The 15,991-nt window shown below is 59.9% G+C and carries 15 protein-coding genes; 10 read left to right on the top strand and 5 right to left on the bottom strand.

Going from position 1 to position 15,991, the window contains the following annotated elements; genetic code table 11:
- The 3 genes from AGR1_RS15980 to AGR1_RS15970 form a co-directional block, all read right to left on the bottom strand.
- Nucleotides 1-873, bottom strand: a complete 873-nt coding sequence (locus AGR1_RS15980) for a sugar ABC transporter permease (protein ID WP_077985038.1) — start codon at nt 871-873, stop codon at nt 1-3.
- Nucleotides 874-937: 64 nt separating this feature from the next.
- Nucleotides 938-2,215, bottom strand: coding sequence for a D-tagatose-bisphosphate aldolase, class II, non-catalytic subunit (locus AGR1_RS15975; protein WP_137411724.1), 1,278 nt, complete (start codon nt 2,213-2,215; stop codon nt 938-940).
- Complete coding sequence (locus tag AGR1_RS15970; RefSeq protein ID WP_170985635.1) at nt 2,212-3,219, bottom strand: sugar kinase; 1,008 nt, start codon at nt 3,217-3,219, stop codon at nt 2,212-2,214. The genes AGR1_RS15975 and AGR1_RS15970 overlap by 4 nt, the downstream gene beginning before the upstream one ends.
- A 311-nt stretch (nt 3,220-3,530) precedes the next feature.
- Between AGR1_RS15970 and AGR1_RS15965 the strand changes: the two genes are divergently transcribed.
- From AGR1_RS15965 to AGR1_RS15920, 10 genes are all read left to right on the top strand, one after another.
- Nucleotides 3,531-4,844 carry a sugar ABC transporter substrate-binding protein gene (locus AGR1_RS15965; protein ID WP_187772200.1) on the top strand — a complete coding sequence of 438 codons (1,314 nt, stop codon included), beginning with the start codon at nt 3,531-3,533 and terminating at the stop codon, nt 4,842-4,844.
- Nucleotides 4,845-5,078: 234 nt separating this feature from the next.
- A complete protein-coding gene (locus tag AGR1_RS15960; RefSeq protein ID WP_149147527.1) occupies nt 5,079-5,849 on the top strand; it encodes a galactitol 2-dehydrogenase in 771 nt (256 codons plus the stop codon).
- A 16-nt stretch (nt 5,850-5,865) separates the two neighbouring features.
- Complete coding sequence (locus tag AGR1_RS15955) at nt 5,866-6,876, top strand: D-altritol 5-dehydrogenase (RefSeq protein WP_149147526.1); 1,011 nt, start codon at nt 5,866-5,868, stop codon at nt 6,874-6,876.
- A 114-nt stretch (nt 6,877-6,990) separates the two neighbouring features.
- Entirely contained in the window at nt 6,991-8,004 is a 1,014-nt protein-coding gene (locus AGR1_RS15950) for a LacI family DNA-binding transcriptional regulator (RefSeq protein ID WP_149147992.1), read from the top strand.
- 262 nt (nt 8,005-8,266) lie between these two features.
- Nucleotides 8,267-9,625: an NAD(P)H-dependent oxidoreductase gene (locus AGR1_RS15945; RefSeq protein ID WP_137411728.1), complete on the top strand. Its 1,359-nt coding sequence runs from the start codon at nt 8,267-8,269 to the stop codon at nt 9,623-9,625.
- A 17-nt stretch (nt 9,626-9,642) separates the two neighbouring features.
- A complete protein-coding gene (locus AGR1_RS15940; RefSeq protein ID WP_137411729.1) occupies nt 9,643-9,945 on the top strand; it encodes a putative quinol monooxygenase in 303 nt (100 codons plus the stop codon).
- A gap of 12 nt (nt 9,946-9,957) precedes the next feature.
- Nucleotides 9,958-10,860 carry an NAD(P)-dependent oxidoreductase gene (locus AGR1_RS15935; protein WP_149147525.1) on the top strand — a complete coding sequence of 301 codons (903 nt, stop codon included), beginning with the start codon at nt 9,958-9,960 and terminating at the stop codon, nt 10,858-10,860.
- A 21-nt stretch (nt 10,861-10,881) separates the two neighbouring features.
- On the top strand, nt 10,882-11,877 hold the full coding sequence (locus tag AGR1_RS15930) for a DctP family TRAP transporter solute-binding subunit (RefSeq protein WP_149147524.1): 996 nt from the start codon (nt 10,882-10,884) through the stop codon (nt 11,875-11,877).
- A gap of 55 nt (nt 11,878-11,932) precedes the next feature.
- Nucleotides 11,933-12,481: a TRAP transporter small permease gene (locus AGR1_RS15925; RefSeq protein ID WP_137411732.1), complete on the top strand. Its 549-nt coding sequence runs from the start codon at nt 11,933-11,935 to the stop codon at nt 12,479-12,481.
- Nucleotides 12,478-13,758 (top strand): TRAP transporter large permease, encoded by a 1,281-nt coding sequence (locus tag AGR1_RS15920; RefSeq protein WP_137411733.1) that lies wholly within the window; start codon nt 12,478-12,480, stop codon nt 13,756-13,758. The genes AGR1_RS15925 and AGR1_RS15920 overlap by 4 nt, the downstream gene beginning before the upstream one ends.
- A 24-nt stretch (nt 13,759-13,782) precedes the next feature.
- Here the strand turns inward: AGR1_RS15920 and AGR1_RS15915 are convergent, their stop codons facing one another.
- Together AGR1_RS15915 and AGR1_RS15910 are read right to left on the bottom strand one after the other, a co-directional pair.
- Complete coding sequence (locus AGR1_RS15915) at nt 13,783-14,679, bottom strand: LysR substrate-binding domain-containing protein (protein WP_149147523.1); 897 nt, start codon at nt 14,677-14,679, stop codon at nt 13,783-13,785.
- 85 nt (nt 14,680-14,764) lie between these two features.
- Entirely contained in the window at nt 14,765-15,961 is a 1,197-nt protein-coding gene (locus AGR1_RS15910; RefSeq protein ID WP_149147522.1) for an MFS transporter, read from the bottom strand.
- Between the last annotated feature and the right edge of the window lie 30 nt (nt 15,962-15,991).

Below are 15,991 nucleotides of genomic sequence, written 5' to 3'. Positions count from 1 at the left end.
TTACCGGTCGAGGTTCTTGCCGACGGCGCGCATCAGGAAGATGGCGACGATATTGGCGAGGATGACGGCGATGATGCCGCCGGCCGAAGCGCCGCCGACGTCGTAGCCCAGAAGCGCCGTGCGATAGATGAGGAAGGCAAGGTTGGTGGAGGCGTAACCCGGGCCGCCATTGGTGGTGACGAGGATTTCCGCGTAAACGCCGAGCAGGAAGATCGTCTGGATCAGGATGACGACGGTGATGGCGCGCGACAGGTGCGGCAGGGTCAGATAGATGAAACGGTTGACGAAATTGGCGCCATCCATCTCGGCCGCTTCCTTCTGCTCGCCATCAAGCGACTGCAGGGCGGTCAAGAGAATGAGCGTCGCGAACGGCAGCCATTGCCAGGCGACGATGATGACGATGGAAAGCAGCGGAAACTGCGCGAACCAGTCCACCGGCTGGAAACCGAGGAAGCGGGCAAGGTCGGCCAGCACGCCGTAGCCGGGATGCATGATCATGTTCTTCCACACCAATGCTGCCACCGGCGGCATGACAAAGAAGGGCGAAATGATCATGATGCGCACGATGCCCTGACCGAAAATGTCATTGTCGAGCAGAAGCGCAATGGCGATGCCGCCAACCACCGTGATCAAAAGCACCCCGCCGACGATCAGCAGCGTGTTCCAGATCGACTGGAAGAAGGCCGGGTCGGTATAGAAATACTGGTAATTGAACAGGCCGGCAAAGCTGACATTGGCCGGGTTGAGGAGATTGTAGTTCTGGAACGAGAACCACAGGGTCATCGCCAGAGGCACGATCATCCACACCAGCAACAACAGCACCGACGGCGCAAGCATTACCCGCGCAAGTCCGCTCGTGTTTCGGGTTGCCATGAGTTTCCCTCCCTGACCGATAGCCGCAACGTCTCCCGCCGGATATCCGTATTTAATGGTTGTCTTAGTGGCGGCCTTCGCCCGTCGCCGCATGGTAGGTCGCCAGCACCTGATCCACTGCCGCGACCAGAACCTCCTCCATATTCTTTCCTGCAACTGCCGCGAGTGGCAATTCGCCGAGATACTGGCGCAACAGGGTTTCGGGAATTGTCTTCCCATCCAGCGCCTTATGCAAGGCGGAAACGGCCGCAAGCGCTTCCGGCCGCGTCCAGTAATAGCGGATACGGTCGCTGTAGCTGTAGTGGCGCTGCAATCGCAGCGTGATGTCATCGCCATGATAGTGTCCGCGCCAGTCGCCGGGCGAGGAGAGCATCAGTTCTTCCATGGTCCGCGCCAGGGTACGGTCGCCATAATCGCCGATCATCTCGGATGCGATCATGTCGAGGGCGTAAAGTGCTTCGCGATAGGCGAAGGTCAGGCCGGGGCCTACTTTCAGGATGGGATATCCATCGCATACCAGTGTCGTAAGGGCGGCCTGCGTCTGGTAATCGGTGGAATGGGCCTCGAAGACCAGTTGCGGTTCGGCGTCCAGCACTGCGCTCAGGGCGGTGGCTGCCTGCGGATCGTAAGCGACGACATTATCGCTGCCGAATTCCACGCCGGGCTGCACGACAAAGGCGATGACCCGTTCGAACGCATCGGAAAGGCCGTGTTGCGTGAATATTTCGCGGTGAAGGTCGATGGTCTGGCGCGCCGCCTGCGGCTGCGTCGGTGCGACCGTGTCGAGCACATGGTCCGCACCGCCCGGCACAGGCACCTCGGTGCCGAGAATATAGAGTGGTTTCGGCAGGCCGGCAGCCGTGGCGGCCTTTTCGGCGACGGCCGCAAGTTTGGCGGCGCGGTTGGCTATGGTGTCGTCGTCCAGCGCCGCCGGTTCGCCGGCGCAGCCCATCGATGCATCGAGATGGATTTTGCGAAAACCCGCTGTCACATAGGCGTCGACCATCGCGGCGGCTTTTGTCAGCGCCTCCTCGGCCGGTTCCGTGCGCCAGGGATTGGGGCCGAGATGGTCTCCGCCAAAAATCACCAGTTCGCGAGGCAAGCCTTCTTCCTCGGCAATGCTGTTGACGAAGCTGACGAAATCTCGTGGCGTCATGCCGGTGTAACCGCCGAGATGATTGACCTGATTGCAGGTTGCTTCGATCAGCACCGGTGTCCTGCCGCCGGCAGCGCGGCGGATTGCAGCGCGCAGAACAACGGGATGGGCGGAGCAGACGGAGGTGATGCCGGCGGGCTTGCCGGAGCGGCGCGCGGCGGCCAGATTTTCGAGTATACCGGTCACAGGATTTCCTCCGACTGTTGTTCTGCGAGAAAGGCGTCGAGTTCGGAAAGGCTGGCGGCGCCTTCCATCGGGCCACGGCGGGTGACATTGTGCGCGCCGGCGGCATTGGCATAGGCGAGCGCCTTTTGCGGGTGCATGCCGAGGCGGCGGCAGGTGAGGTAGGTTGCACCGAAACAGTCGCCGGCACCGGTCGGGTCGATTTCGCGGACCCTCAGGCCGGGCACGTCGATGCGCCCATGGGCGCGGCTGAAATGGCTTGCGCCATCCGCGCCGCGCTTCAGCACGATTTCGCCGATACCGGAGGCAAGCAGCTTTTCAATCGCCTCCTCCTCGCCATTCAGCCCGGAGGCCGCCTGAAGTTCTTCGCCGGAGGGCAGCAGGAGGTCGGTGATCTCAAGCAGATCATCGATTAGCCTGCGGCCGGCATCGCCCTGTGCCAGTTCCTTGCGGATGTTGGGATCGAAGGAGACCGAGCCGCCGTGCGCCTTGACGCGTCTGATGGCCTCAAGAATGACTTCGCCAATGCCGGCAATCGCAAAGGCCGATCCCATGACATGCACATGGCCGGCTTTTTCGATAAGAGCCTGCGCTTCATCGGTCATATGTGTTTCGCTGGCCGCCGAATGGGCGATGTTGAAAACGAAGTCCCGTGCGCCGTTTTCCCGGTAACGCACGAAGGCGCTGCCTGTCGGCCGGTCGTGGATGGTGGCTATGGCCGAGACGTCAACGCCGTCGCGGCGCAGCCTCTCGACATTTAGACGGCCGAAATCATCGTCACCCACTGCGGCAATGATACCGGCGGCTCCGCCGCAGCGCGCCACCTGGTCGATGAAGATGGCCGGGGCACCGCTCGGGAAGGGGCCGATCAACGCCTGCGGCTTCAGAAAGCCGTCGCCCACCGTCGTCGCCATGATTTCCACGAGGATTTCCCCCGCCGTGATGGTCGGGCCTTTCGTGTGCGGCGAAAGTGCGGATGCCTGTCTCATCGTCTCCTCCATATGCATTCGGCTCCCGTCTTTTTGGTGGATGCAATGCCGCTGTCCTGAGGGCTTCCGATTTTTGGATATCATTCAAAAATTTACACGCGTCAATATATGATTCGATGAAAATTTTGTTGCGCCGCAGCAATGGGAATGCCTATTGAAATAATTTTCAATGATATTATTTGTTTTAAAACAGTAATTTATTTTCGAACGCGACGATGTTTCCATACTCCGGTTTATTTCCGGATGTTGACAGAAGAGCGGAATTTGCGAGATAAAAATTTACGCATGTATTATTGTGCGTAGACATCCGTAAAGGAGGAGCGGGTCTCATGAGCAAATTTATTGGAATTCTGTCATCGTCCGTCGTTGGCGTCGGACTTTTCGCCGGTCTGGCGCAGGCCGAGGAAATCAACATTGCCACCGTCAACAATGGCGACATGATCATCATGCAGAAGCTTTCCAGCGCCTGGGAGAAGGAGACGGGCAACAAGATCAACTGGATCGTGCTGGAAGAGAATGTCCTGCGCGAACGCGTCACCACCGATATCGCCACCAATGGCGGCCAGTTCGACATCATGACTATCGGCGGTTATGAAGCGCCGATCTGGGGCAAGCAGGGCTGGCTGGCGCCGGTCGACGATCTCGGCGACGATTACGATTACGCCGATCTGCTTGATCCGATCAAAAAGGGCCTGACTGTCGACGGCAAGCTTTATGCCGTGCCGTTCTACACCGAAAGCTCGTTTACGCTTTATCGTAAGGACCTGTTCGATGCGGCCGGCCTCAAGATGCCGGACAATCCGACCTACGACCAGATCAAGGATTTCGCCGCCAAGCTGACTGACAAGTCTAAGCAGCAATATGGCATCTGCTTGCGCGGCAAGCCGGGCTGGGGCGAGAACATGGCCTTCCTCGGCACCATGATCAACACCTATGGTGGCCGCTGGTTCGACATGGACTGGAAACCGCAGCTGACGAGCGAGCCATGGAAAAAGGCGATCTCGGATTATGTGGCGCTGATGACCTCCTACGGCCCGCCCGGCGCGGCCGCCAATGGCTTCAACGAGAACCAGACGCTGTTTTCATCTGGCCGTTGCGCCATGTGGATCGACGCCACCTCGGCGGCGGGCCGCGTCTATGACCCCAAGCAGAGCCAGGTTGCCGACAAGACCGCTTTCACGCGCGCTCCGGTGGAGGCGACGCCGAACGGATCGAGCTGGTCCTGGTCGTGGAACCTCGCCATTCCGAACACCACGAAGAAGCTCGAAATCGCCAAGTCCTTCGTCAAATGGGCGACCTCGAAGAACTATGTGAAGACGGTCGGCGAAAGCGAAGGCTGGGTGGCCGTGCCGCCGGGCACACGCAAATCCACCTATGAACTGCCGGAATACAAGAAGGCGGCGCCCTTTGCTGATACAGTGATGAAGGCCATCATGTCGGCCGATCCGTCCAAGCCGACCAAGGATCCGGTGCCCTATACCGGTGTGCAGTTCGTCGCCATACCGGAGTTCCAGTCCATCGGCACGATTGTCGGCCAGCAGATCGCGGCCGCCCTTTCCGGCCAGCAGACCGTCGATGCGGCACTCGAGGGCGCACAGAAACAGGTCGAGCGTGACATGAGCCGCGCGGGCTACATCAAGTAGCCGCGCCCTCCCGGCGTGCCGCCCGTTCGCCTTTTGGTGGCGGGCGGCATGGGTGGACTCACACACCCGCCACCCTCATTCCCGTGACAAGCACAGAAATGAGGTTGCGTGGGGTGCGCTGGCATATCAAATCTTTAGCCGGTGTACCGTGTTCGGGTTTGCCGGAAAAATGCAACTAACAACAAACGCATGACCGGGTTCAGCCTGTGTCCGCAATGCATCACGGAGATCGACATGAGATTGAAGAACAAGGTCGCGCTGATCACCGGCGCCGCCCGCGGTATCGGCCTTGGTTTTGCGCAGGCTTTTGCCGATGAAGGCGCGAAGGTGATTATTGCCGACATCGATATCGCCCGCGCGACGGCTTCCGCCGCCGCCATCGGCCCTGCCGCCAAGGCCGTGAAGCTGGATGTGACCGATCTTTCCCGGATCGATGCCGTGGTGAAGGCGGTCGATCAGGAATTCGGCGGCATCGACATTCTCGTCAATAATGCCGCTATCTTCGACATGGCGCCGATCAATGGCATTACCGAACAGAGTTATGAGCGGGTCTTCGACATCAATCTCAAGGGGCCGCTGTTCATGATGAAGGCGGTCTCGAATGTGATGATCGAGCGGGCGCGCGGCGGCAAGATCATTAATATGGCGAGCCAGGCCGGCCGTCGCGGCGAAGCGCTCGTCACGCTTTATTGCGCTTCCAAGGCAGCGATCATTTCCGCCACGCAGTCGGCGGCGCTGGCGCTCGTCAAGCACGGCATCAATGTCAACGCCATTGCACCGGGCGTGGTGGATGGGGAGCACTGGGAAGTAGTCGATGCAGAATTCGCCAAATGGGAAGGCTTAAAGCCCGGCGAGAAGAAGGCGGCGGTGGCTAAATCCGTGCCGATCGGCCGTTTTGCCACGCCCGACGACATCAAGGGTCTTGCGGTTTTCCTCGCCTCTTCCGAGAGCGACTATATTCTCGCCCAGACATATAATGTCGACGGCGGCAACTGGATGAGCTGAAAAGCCGGAGATGACCATGCATGCCATTCAATTCGTCGAGAAGGGACGCGCCGTTCTAGCGGAAGTTCCCGTTGCCGATCTGCTGCCGGGCCATGCGCTGGTCCGGGTCAAGGCTTCGGGGCTTTGCCACACCGATATCGACGTTCTCCATGCGCGTTACGGCGACGGTGCCTTTCCGGTCATTCCGGGGCATGAATATGCCGGTGAAGTCGCGGCCGTGGCCGCCGATGTTTTGGGCATAAAGGCTGGCGACCGGGTGGTGGTCGATCCCAATCTGCCCTGCGGCACCTGCCCGAGCTGCCGTAAGGCGCTCACCAATCTTTGCAGCACGCTGAAGGCCTATGGCGTTTCCCATAATGGCGGTTTCGCAGAATTCAGCCTGGTGCGCGCCGATCACCTGCATGGCGTTGGTTCCATGCCCTATCACGTCGCGGCGCTGGCCGAACCGCTTGCCTGCGTCGTCAACGGCATGCAGAGCGCGGGCATTGGCGAGAATGGAACGGTGGCTGAAAATGCGCTGGTTTTTGGCGCCGGTCCCATCGGCCTGCTGCTTGCCCTGTCGCTGAAAGCGCGCGGCATCGAGATGGTGACGATTGCCGACATCAACGAAAGCAGGCTGGCTTTTGCCGAAGGTCTCGGGCTTCAGGTGGCAGTTTCCGGTTCGGAAGCGCTGCTGCGGCAACAGAGGTCTTTCGATGTCGTCGCTGATGCCACGGGTATCGCCCCCGTTGCGGAAGCGATGATCCCGCTGGTTGCCGATGGCGGCACGGCGCTGTTCTTCGGCGTCTGCGCGCCGGATGCCCGCATTTTGGTTGCGCCCTTCGAAATCTTCCGGCGTCAGCTGAAGCTTGTCGGCTCGCATTCGCTGAACCGCAACATACCGCAGGCGCTCGCCATTCTGGAAACGGATGGCGATGTCATGGCGCGGCTGGTGTCACACCGGTTGCCACTTTCGGAAATGCTGCCGTTCTTTACGAAAAAACAGTCTGATCCGGCGACGATGAAAGTGCAGTTCGCGGCTGAATGACAGTTTGGGCGTTGAAAACCATTCGACCGGCTTTTCGTGCAAAGGCAGGTCGATATAGAGTACCACATGTAATATTTCATGGGGGCAAGCACTTTGGCCAAATCTATCAGGACGATGGAGGAATTTTCGGAATTCGTCGGCCTTTCCCGCCCGACTGTTTCGAAATACTTCAATGATCCGGCCTCGGTCCGCAAGAAGACCCGGGACGCCATCGAGGATGCGCTGAAGAAATCGGGCTTCAGGCCCAATATTTTCGCCGTCAATCTCAACCGCCGCCGCTCCAATATCATCGGCATCATCATCCCGAACTCAACCGATCCGTTCTATATGGCGCTGACGAGCCGTATTGAGCTCATCGCCAACGAGGCGGGCTTCCTTGCTTTCGTGCTGTCATCGGATGGCAAGGCGGAAATCGAAGACCGCGCCATCCGCACGTTCAAGTCAATGAATGTCGCCGGTGCAATCATCGCGCCGCTAGGCGTCAAATCCCACCGCGCCACGCTGGAGCAGCTGGCGGCCAGCATTCCGATTGTTTATGTCGATTCGCCCCTCGACGAGACCTCGGCATTTGTCGGCACCGACAACCGCCAGAGCGTGGGGCTGATGGTGGATTATCTCTGCCGCTCGGGCGAGCCGCCCTGTTTCTTCGACATGCCGCAGGTCAATACCAATGCCGCCACGCGTCGCACCGCCTATGAGGAGGCGATGCGGCGCCTTGGTTTCGAGCCGCAGGTGATCAACGTTTCGGACATTGTCACCTGGGATTTCGAGCGTTTCGCCTTCGATGAAGCGGGCCGGCTGCTGGAAGGGGCGGGGTCTCTGCCATCGCGCACGATTCTCTGCGCCAACGACCGTATCGCATTCGGCGTCATCGCCGCGGCCTTCCAGAAGGGGATCAGGGTCGGCCATGGCGTGGATTATGACCTCAGGGTCGCCGGCCATGACGATCATCCGCTGTCGCGTTATGCCTGCCCGCCGATTACCACGGTGGCGCAGAACTATAACGAGATCGGCAGGCTGTCGATCGAGCTTCTGTTGCAGAAGCTGGACGAGGAGGCGGATGACGCGACGCGGATGCGCGAGCGCATTCTCCTCAGCGCCGATCTGATGCTGCGCAAATCGGCCTGATGATTTGTTAGATAAGCTAAACAAAGAATGTGATTTTCTAAATAGAACTAATATTTGAACGCTCCTACTCTGTTCTCAAGGTTGCTTTGGGAGGCGACCGCGAGAGCCGGCGCAAAGGCGTGCCGGTATCCGGGAGGAACGTTAGATCGTCATGCCGTCCGTGCCGCGAGGGATAAGCCTTCGCTGCCTCGGTATCGCATGGCCTTCGCCGGGCTGACTGGACATTCTCGCCAGCAATTTCCCCAGCGAAGGATGTCAAAGCATGAATCTCTATTCTCTTCTGTCAGCGCGTGCAGCCGGCGGTAAACCTGTTCGGGTGGGTCTCATCGGCGCGGGCAAGTTCGGCTCCATGGTGCTGGCGCAGGCGCAGCGCGTTGCCGGTTTCCACATGGTCGCCGTCGCTGACCTCAATGTCGGCAAGGCGAAGGAATCGCTGGATCGCGTCGGCTGGCCGAAGGAGCGTTACGATGCGAAGAGCTGCGCCGAGGCGCTGAAGAGCGGCAAGACCTATGTGACGGACGATGTGAACGAGCTTTTCGCCTGTGGAGAGATCGAATGCGTGATCGAAGCCACCGGCCATCCGCTGGCCGGTGCGCGCCATGCGCTCGGCGCTATCGAGCACAACAAGCACGTCGTCATGGTCAATGTCGAAGCCGATGTCATGGTCGGGCCGATCCTTGCGGAAAAGGCCCGCTCCAAGGGCCTGATCTATTCCATGGCTTATGGCGACCAGCCGGCGCTGATCTGTGAACTGGTCGACTGGGCGCGCGCCACCGGCTTCGAGGTCGTTTCCGCCGGCAAGGGCATGAATTTCGAGCCGCGTTACCGTTATTCCACGCCGGACACGGTCTGGGGTTATTTCGGCTGGACGGACGAGGAAGTGGCCAAGGGCGACTTCAATCCGAAAATGTACAATTCCTTCACCGACGGCACCAAGGCGGCCATCGAAATGGCGGCCGTCGCCAACGGCACGGGGCTGGATTGCCCGGATGACGGTCTGGCCTTCCCGCCCGCCGGCCTGCACGATCTTGCCCGCGTTTTCCGCCCCGTTGCCGATGGCGGCCGCATGTCGCGCTCCGGCCTTGTGGATATTGCCGCGAGCCAGGAGCCGGATGGGCGCGAAGTATTCAACAACATTCGCTACGGCGTTTTTGTCACCTTCAAGGCGCATAATGAATATGCCCGCGCCTGCTTCAAGCAATATGGCCTGCTGACCGATCCCTCGGGCTGGTACGCTTCCATGTGGCGTCCGTTCCATATCATCGGTCTGGAAACCTCGATTAGCGTACTGTCCGCGGTGCTGCGGAACGAGGCCACCGGTTGCTCCAAGGAGTTCCGCGGCGATGCCGTCGCGACCGCCAAGAAGGATATGCAGCCGGGCGAGATGCTCGATGGCGAGGGCGGTTACGCGGTTTGGGCGAACGCCATTCCGGCCACCCGCAGCCTCGATATGAAGGCGCTGCCAATCGGCCTTGCCCACAATGTCAAGCTGAAGCGCGCCATTAAGAAGGACCAGATCGTCAGCTTCGATGATGTTGAGCTGGTCAATGATCTCGATGTGGTGAAGCTGCGTCAAGATATGGAAAACCGATTCCGTCCGCAAAAAGAGGCCGCAGCGTGATGGGGGGAGAAGCTGATATGTCCAATGGCGCTTTCGTGGTGATCGCGGAATTTCGGGTGAAGCCTGACGCTATGGATGCCTTTCTCGATGCCGCGCGCGATGACGCCCAGCATTCGGTTCAGGATGAGCCGGGTTGCCGGCAATTCGACGTGGTGCGGGCGGAAACGGGAAACAATGTGGTGTTTTACGAGGTCTACGACGACCGGCAGGCTTTCGACGATCATCTCAAAACACCGCATCTCGACCGGTTTCGGGAAGCATTTCCCGCCCTTATCGAAGAAGAACTGCCGGTGCGTTTCCTGAACCGGCAATGGCTCTGAAGGATGGAAACGATGGCTGACATTCGCCGGATCGCCGTTATCGGAACGGGTATCATGGGCGCTCCGATGGCGGGGCGTCTGGCGGAGGCCGGGTTTTCCGTCAAAGCCTGGAACCGCAGCGCTGAAAGAGCTACGGTTCTGGCGGCAAAGGGCGTGCAGCCGGCGGCAACGGCTGCCGAAGCTGTAATCGAAGCCGATGTCGTACTCTGTATGCTGAGTTCCGGGCCGGTCTGCGACGAGGTTCTGCTCGGTGCCTCGGGTGTCGTTTCCACCATGAAGCCTGGTGCATTTCTGCTGGTGATGAGTTCGATCCCGGTCGATAGCGCGCGGGAACAGGCGGAGACGGCAAAAGCTCAAGGCGTCGCTTATGTCGACGCACCGGTTTCTGGCGGCGAAAAAGGGGCGACTGAGGGAACGCTCGCCATTATGGCCGGCGGTGAACAGCGGGATGTGGACGCATTGCGGCCACTCCTCAATTGCCTCGGCAGTGTCACCCATGTCGGTCCGGTGGGCTGCGGCTCATTGGCCAAGCTGGCCAACCAGCTGATCGTCGCCTCGACAATCTGCGCGGTTGCGGAAGCTTTGACGCTGGTTGAAGCGGGGGGAGCCGACCCGGCGCGGGTGCGCCAGGCTTTGCTTGGCGGTTTTGCCGATTCCACCGTCTTCCGCCAGCACGGCAAACGCATGGTGGAGGGCGCTTTCCGCCCCGGCGGGCCGGCGAAATATCAGGTGAAGGATACGTCCACGGCGCTGGCTTTCGCCAAAAGCCGTGGCCTGAAATTACCGGTCGGCGAGGAGGTGGACCGGCTGTTCCGCTCCATGGTCGAGCATGGCGCGGGCGAGCTTGATCACAGCGGTGTGATCCTTGAAGTTAAACGCATGAATGCGTTCGGAGGAACGCTCGAAACTGTCTAGAGACAACAACGGGAGGAACACATGAAAATTTCAAAACTTTACGGGCTGGCTCTCGCCGCCACCATGCTCGTTGCATCGATCGCTCAGGCGGAAACGCTCACGCTTTCGACGCCGGATCCGGACAATTCCGAAATTACGCTCGCGGCCAACAGGTTTGCCGAGCTGGTGTCCGCCAAAACGAATGGCGAAGTCACCGTCAAGGTCTTCCCGAACGGCTCGCTTTACGGCGGCGATCCATCGGGCGCCGTCAAGCAGCTTGCGGGCGGATCGCTCGACATGCTGCTTCTGGCGACATCGCTTTATGCGAATTTCGACCCGCGTTTTTCGGCGATTTCCATTCCCTATCTTTTTGACGATGAAGAACAGCTTCGCACCTATCTGGAAGGTGAGCAGGGCAAGGAGCTGATTGCCGGGCTGGAAAAGATCGGCATCAAGGCGGTCGATCTGTGGCCGCGCCCCTTCCGCCAGATGACCAATTCCAAGCGCCCGATAACCTCGCCGGATGATTTGCGCGGCTTGAAGTTCCGCGTTCCCAACAATCCGCTCTGGGTGGAATTCTTCAAGAAGATGGGCGCCGCACCGACGCCGCTCGCCTTTGCCGAGGTTTATAACGCCCTGCAGTTGAAGGTCGTAGACGGGCAGGAAAACCCCATCAACGTCCCATTGTCGGCGAAATTCTACGAGGTGCAGAAATACGTCTCGATCACCAACCATATGGGTGACGGCTGGGTTCTGGGCATCAGCCCCGCCAAGTTCAACGCCCTGAGCGATGCGCACAAGGCGGCCGTTGAGGAGGCGGCGAAGGAAGCGGAAGTGTGGAAGGTGCAAAACGACGCCTCGAGCGCGGAAGCGACGATCGCCGAACTGCAGAAACACGGAATGGAGATCAATCGCCTGACGCCGGAGCAGCAGAAGGCGTTCGTGGAAGTCTCGAAGGGCCTCTATCCCGTCTTTGCCGGGCTGGTGAAGGATCAGGCTTTCTTTGACAAGACCATTGCCGCCGTCGGCAAGAAGTAAGGCCATCAGGTCTTCCGGGCCGGCGCGCAACCGGTCCGGTTGGGAGGACAGGTTTATGGACGAAACGTCATCATTTTTCGGCAGGGTCATCAGATTGGCGACCGACGTGCTGGCCGGTCTGGCCGCTATCGGGGTTCTGGCCGTCGTGCTTCTGCAGGTGTCGACCCGAATGTGGGGCACTCCGGTCTCCTGGACCGAGGAAGCGACACGGTATCTTTTCATATGGATGGTGTTCCTGGGTGTGGCGGGCAGCTTCCGCACCGCCGACATGGCGCGGGTAACGGTGTTCATCGCCCTGATGCCGGCCTGTGTGCGGCGTCTTGCGCTGCCCATTTACGTGCTGTCGTCGGTCGTCTTTTTCGGCCTGATGATCTGGACGGGCTGGACGCTGGTGCGCCAGCAATATGTGATGAATGAAGCCGCCGCGACGCTTGCCACGCCGATGTGGATGATCGGCGTCATCATTCCGCTCAGCGCGGTTCTCGGTTTTGCCGCCATCGTGGAATCCCTGCGCCAGCATCGTGACCGCATCGAACTGCCGGAAGGCCTGCAGCCTCTTGCCGATGCCGATCTGGTCGTTGGAAATATGGAGAAACTGCCATGAGCCTGACGCTGCTTGGACTTTTCCTTCTCATGAGCGCTTTCGGCGTTCCGCTTGCCGTCGCACTTGGTCTCGCCAGTCTGGCGTCCATCGCGCTTTATACGTCGATGCCGATGGACCTTCTGGCGCAAACCATGTTTTCGGCCATGAACTCCTTCCTTCTGGTTGCAGTGCCGCTTTTCATTCTTGTCGGTGTTCTGATGGAACGGGGCAAGGTCGCCGAACGGCTGTTCGACTTTGCCGAGGCGATTGTCGGCTGGCTTCCCGGTGGTCTCGGCCACGTCAATGTCGCCTCGTCGGTGATTTTCGGCGGTGTCTCCGGTTCATCCGTCGCCGATATCGCCTCGATTGGCGCAATCGAGATCAAGGCCATGGAGCGTCACGGTTTTCCCAAGGGATATGCCGTTGGACTGACGCTTTGCACCTCCACGCTCTCGTCCATCATCCCGCCGTCGATCCTCATCGTCATTGCCGGCTCAGTGGCAAATGCTTCCATCGGAACGCTGCTCGTGGCAGGTCTGGTGCCGGGCCTGTTCCTTGCATTCGTCTTCATGGTTTTCAACCATATTTACGCCGTGCGTCATGGCTTCAATCCGCCCACACCCTTCAATGTACGGCGTGTTTTGACGACGGGTCTTGCGGCCATCCTGCCGATGCTGACGCCGGTGATTTTGCTGATTGGTATCGTCGACGGATATTTCACCCCTACGGAGGCGGCCGGCATCGCCGTTGTGTACACGCTGTTTCTGGCGGTGATCCTCTACCGCACGATCCCGTTTCCCGCACTGCTCGGCATCTTCATGGAGACCGCACGTACATCGGGATCGATCCTCTTCATCGCGGCGACGGCAAAGCTGGCCGCCTGGGTCTTCACCTTCGACGGCCTACCCGCACAGGTCGCGGTCTTCCTCGGCCATATCAGCACCGGGCCGACCATGGCGATGGTATTGATATTTTTCTTCCTGATCGTCGTTGGCATGTTCATGGACGCAATTGCCGCGATGTTCATTCTCATTCCGGTACTTCTTCCGCCAGCGGTATCGCTGGGGGTCGATCCCATACATTTTCTGATCGTCATGGTCATCACACTGACGTTGGGGCTCGTCACGCCTCCCGTCGGCGTATGCCTGTTTGCCGTTGCGCAAGTCGCGAAAATGTCGATCGAGGATGTGATAAAAGGCTCCCTTGCGCCAATGGCCATTCTGGTCGCCGCCATCTTCGCACTGGTCCTGTTCCCGGATCTGACGCTTGCGCCCATCCGGCTCATGGGGCTTTACTAAGTCCACGCGAAGACGACCGAAAAATCACACAACGCGACAGGCTTGCCACTCGTCGCGTTGTTTTCGCATCCATTCCAGAAACAGCGTCACTTTTCTCTGCCGCAGATGGGAATGCGGACAAACAATCCATTGGGTGACCAGCTTGATACGTGGCGCGTCGATGACGGGACAGACAAGCGCTCCGGTGCCAAGTTCCCGTTCCATCATCAGCGTGCTTTCCAGTGCCACGCCCAGGCCGCCGGCCGCCGCATCAATTGCCATATGGCTACGGTCGAACAGCACACGCCTCCATCGCGTGTCGGAATTGACACCGGCCATCGGGAACCAGTGCGTCCACTGCGCCTGCGCTTTCACAGAATGAATGAGCCGCAATTCAAGCAGGTCCGGGGCCTGAAGGCTCCCGGCGGCAGCGTAATCCGGTGCGGACACCGGCAGGAATTCCTCCTCCACCAGCCCTTCCACGAAGAGGCCCGGCCAGCGGCCATCGCCGTGGCGCAGCTCTATATCGACGAGTTCCTGCGAAAAATCGGTAGGCTCGTTGGTGCCGTCGAGGCGCACTTCCAGTTCTGGATGTTCCTCCAGAAACGAGCCAAGACGAGGCAGCAGCCACTTGTTGGAAATGGTCGGCGTCGCCCGGATCGTCAGCATGGTGACCGAGCGGAAGCCGCGAATGCTGTCGGTGGCGTCCGCAATCTGTTCGATCTGCGCCGTGATCATCGAAAAATAGCGTTCACCCGCTTCAGTCAGCGTTACCTTGCGGCCGGTTCGCGCCATCAGTGTCGTGCCGAGCTGGCCTTCCAGCACCTGGATCTGCTGGGAAACGGCGGAGGGCGTAACGCTAAGTTCCTCCGCCGCCCGCGAAATGCTGCCCGCCCTTGCCGCGGCGTGGAAAACGAGGATCGATTTTATCGGTATCTGCATGAGGAGGTTTTCGCTTAACGGATCACGGCGATCACCTGAGTATCACAGGTGACCGCCGTGTTGAAAAGCGTTGAACGAGAGGCTTTTAGCGGTGGCTTGGCAGTTTCGGCAGGAATACCGTCAGAAGGCCGAGCAGCGGCATGTAGGAGCAGATGCGGTAGACGAATTCGATGCCTTCCTTATCCGCATAGACGCCGAGAACCGCAGCGCCGATGCCGCCGAAACCGAAGGCGAAGCCGAAGAACATGCCGGCGATGAGGCCGACGCGCCCCGGCACCAGTTCCTGCGCGAACACGACGATGGCCGAGAAAGCGGAGGAGAAGACGAAGCCGATGACAACCACCAGAACCGCCGTCCAGAACAGGTTGGCATAGGGCAGCATGAGCGCGAAGGGAATGACGCCGAGGATCGAGAACCAGATGACGACGCGGGAGCCGAAACGGTCGCCGATCGGGCCGCCGAAGAACACACCGAGCGCCGAAGCCCCGAGGAAAAGGAACAGCAGAACCTGCGCGTCCTGTACGCCAAGGCCGAACTTGTCGATTGTATAGAAGGTGAAGTAGCTGGACAGGCTGGCGAGATAGGCGTTCTTGGTGGCGGTCAGAACCACCAGCACCAGTAGCGTCATCATCACCGTGCCGCGCGAGAGGGGCAGGGCGCGGCTGGCCGCGGCCTTGCCGACGGTTGCGCGGCGGTGGCGGGTGTACCAGACGCCGACCCAGGAAAGCACGCCGAAGCCGAGGAGCGCGATCAGCGAGAACCAGCTCAGGCTCGACTGGCCGAGCGGAATGACGATGAAAGCGGCGAGCAGCGGGCCGATGGCCGTGCCGGTATTGCCGCCCACCTGAAAGAAGGACTGCGCCAGACCGTGGCGGCCGCCGGATGCCAGGCGCGCAACGCGAGATGCTTCCGGATGAAAGATCGCCGAGCCGATTCCGATAAGGCAGGCTCCGATCACCAGAACCTCGAAACTGTGGGCGAAGGCGAGTGTGATGAGGCCGGCGCAGGTGGACAACATGGCGGTGGGCAGGGAAAACGGCATCGGCCAGCGATCGGTCACCATGCCGACGACCGGCTGCAGCAGCGATGCGGTGACCTGAAAGGCGAAGGTGAGCAGGCCGATCTGTACGAAATCAAGTGCGTAATTGGCTTTCAGCAACGGGTAAAGCGACGTCAGCAGCGATTGCATGATGTCGTTCAGCATATGGCAGAAGCTGGCGGCTGCGATGATTGAGAACGCCGTGCGTTGCGGGTTGAACCCGGTGCTGGTGACGGTGGCCATGATGTATCCTCTTCAGATTCCCGCTCAAAC

Source organism: Agrobacterium sp. B1(2019), from assembly GCF_008274755.1.
In the GTDB taxonomy this organism is placed as follows: domain Bacteria; phylum Pseudomonadota; class Alphaproteobacteria; order Rhizobiales; family Rhizobiaceae; genus Agrobacterium; species Agrobacterium salinitolerans.
Note: the sequence above shows the minus strand (reverse complement) of the source record. Positions and strands in the feature narration are given on the sequence as shown.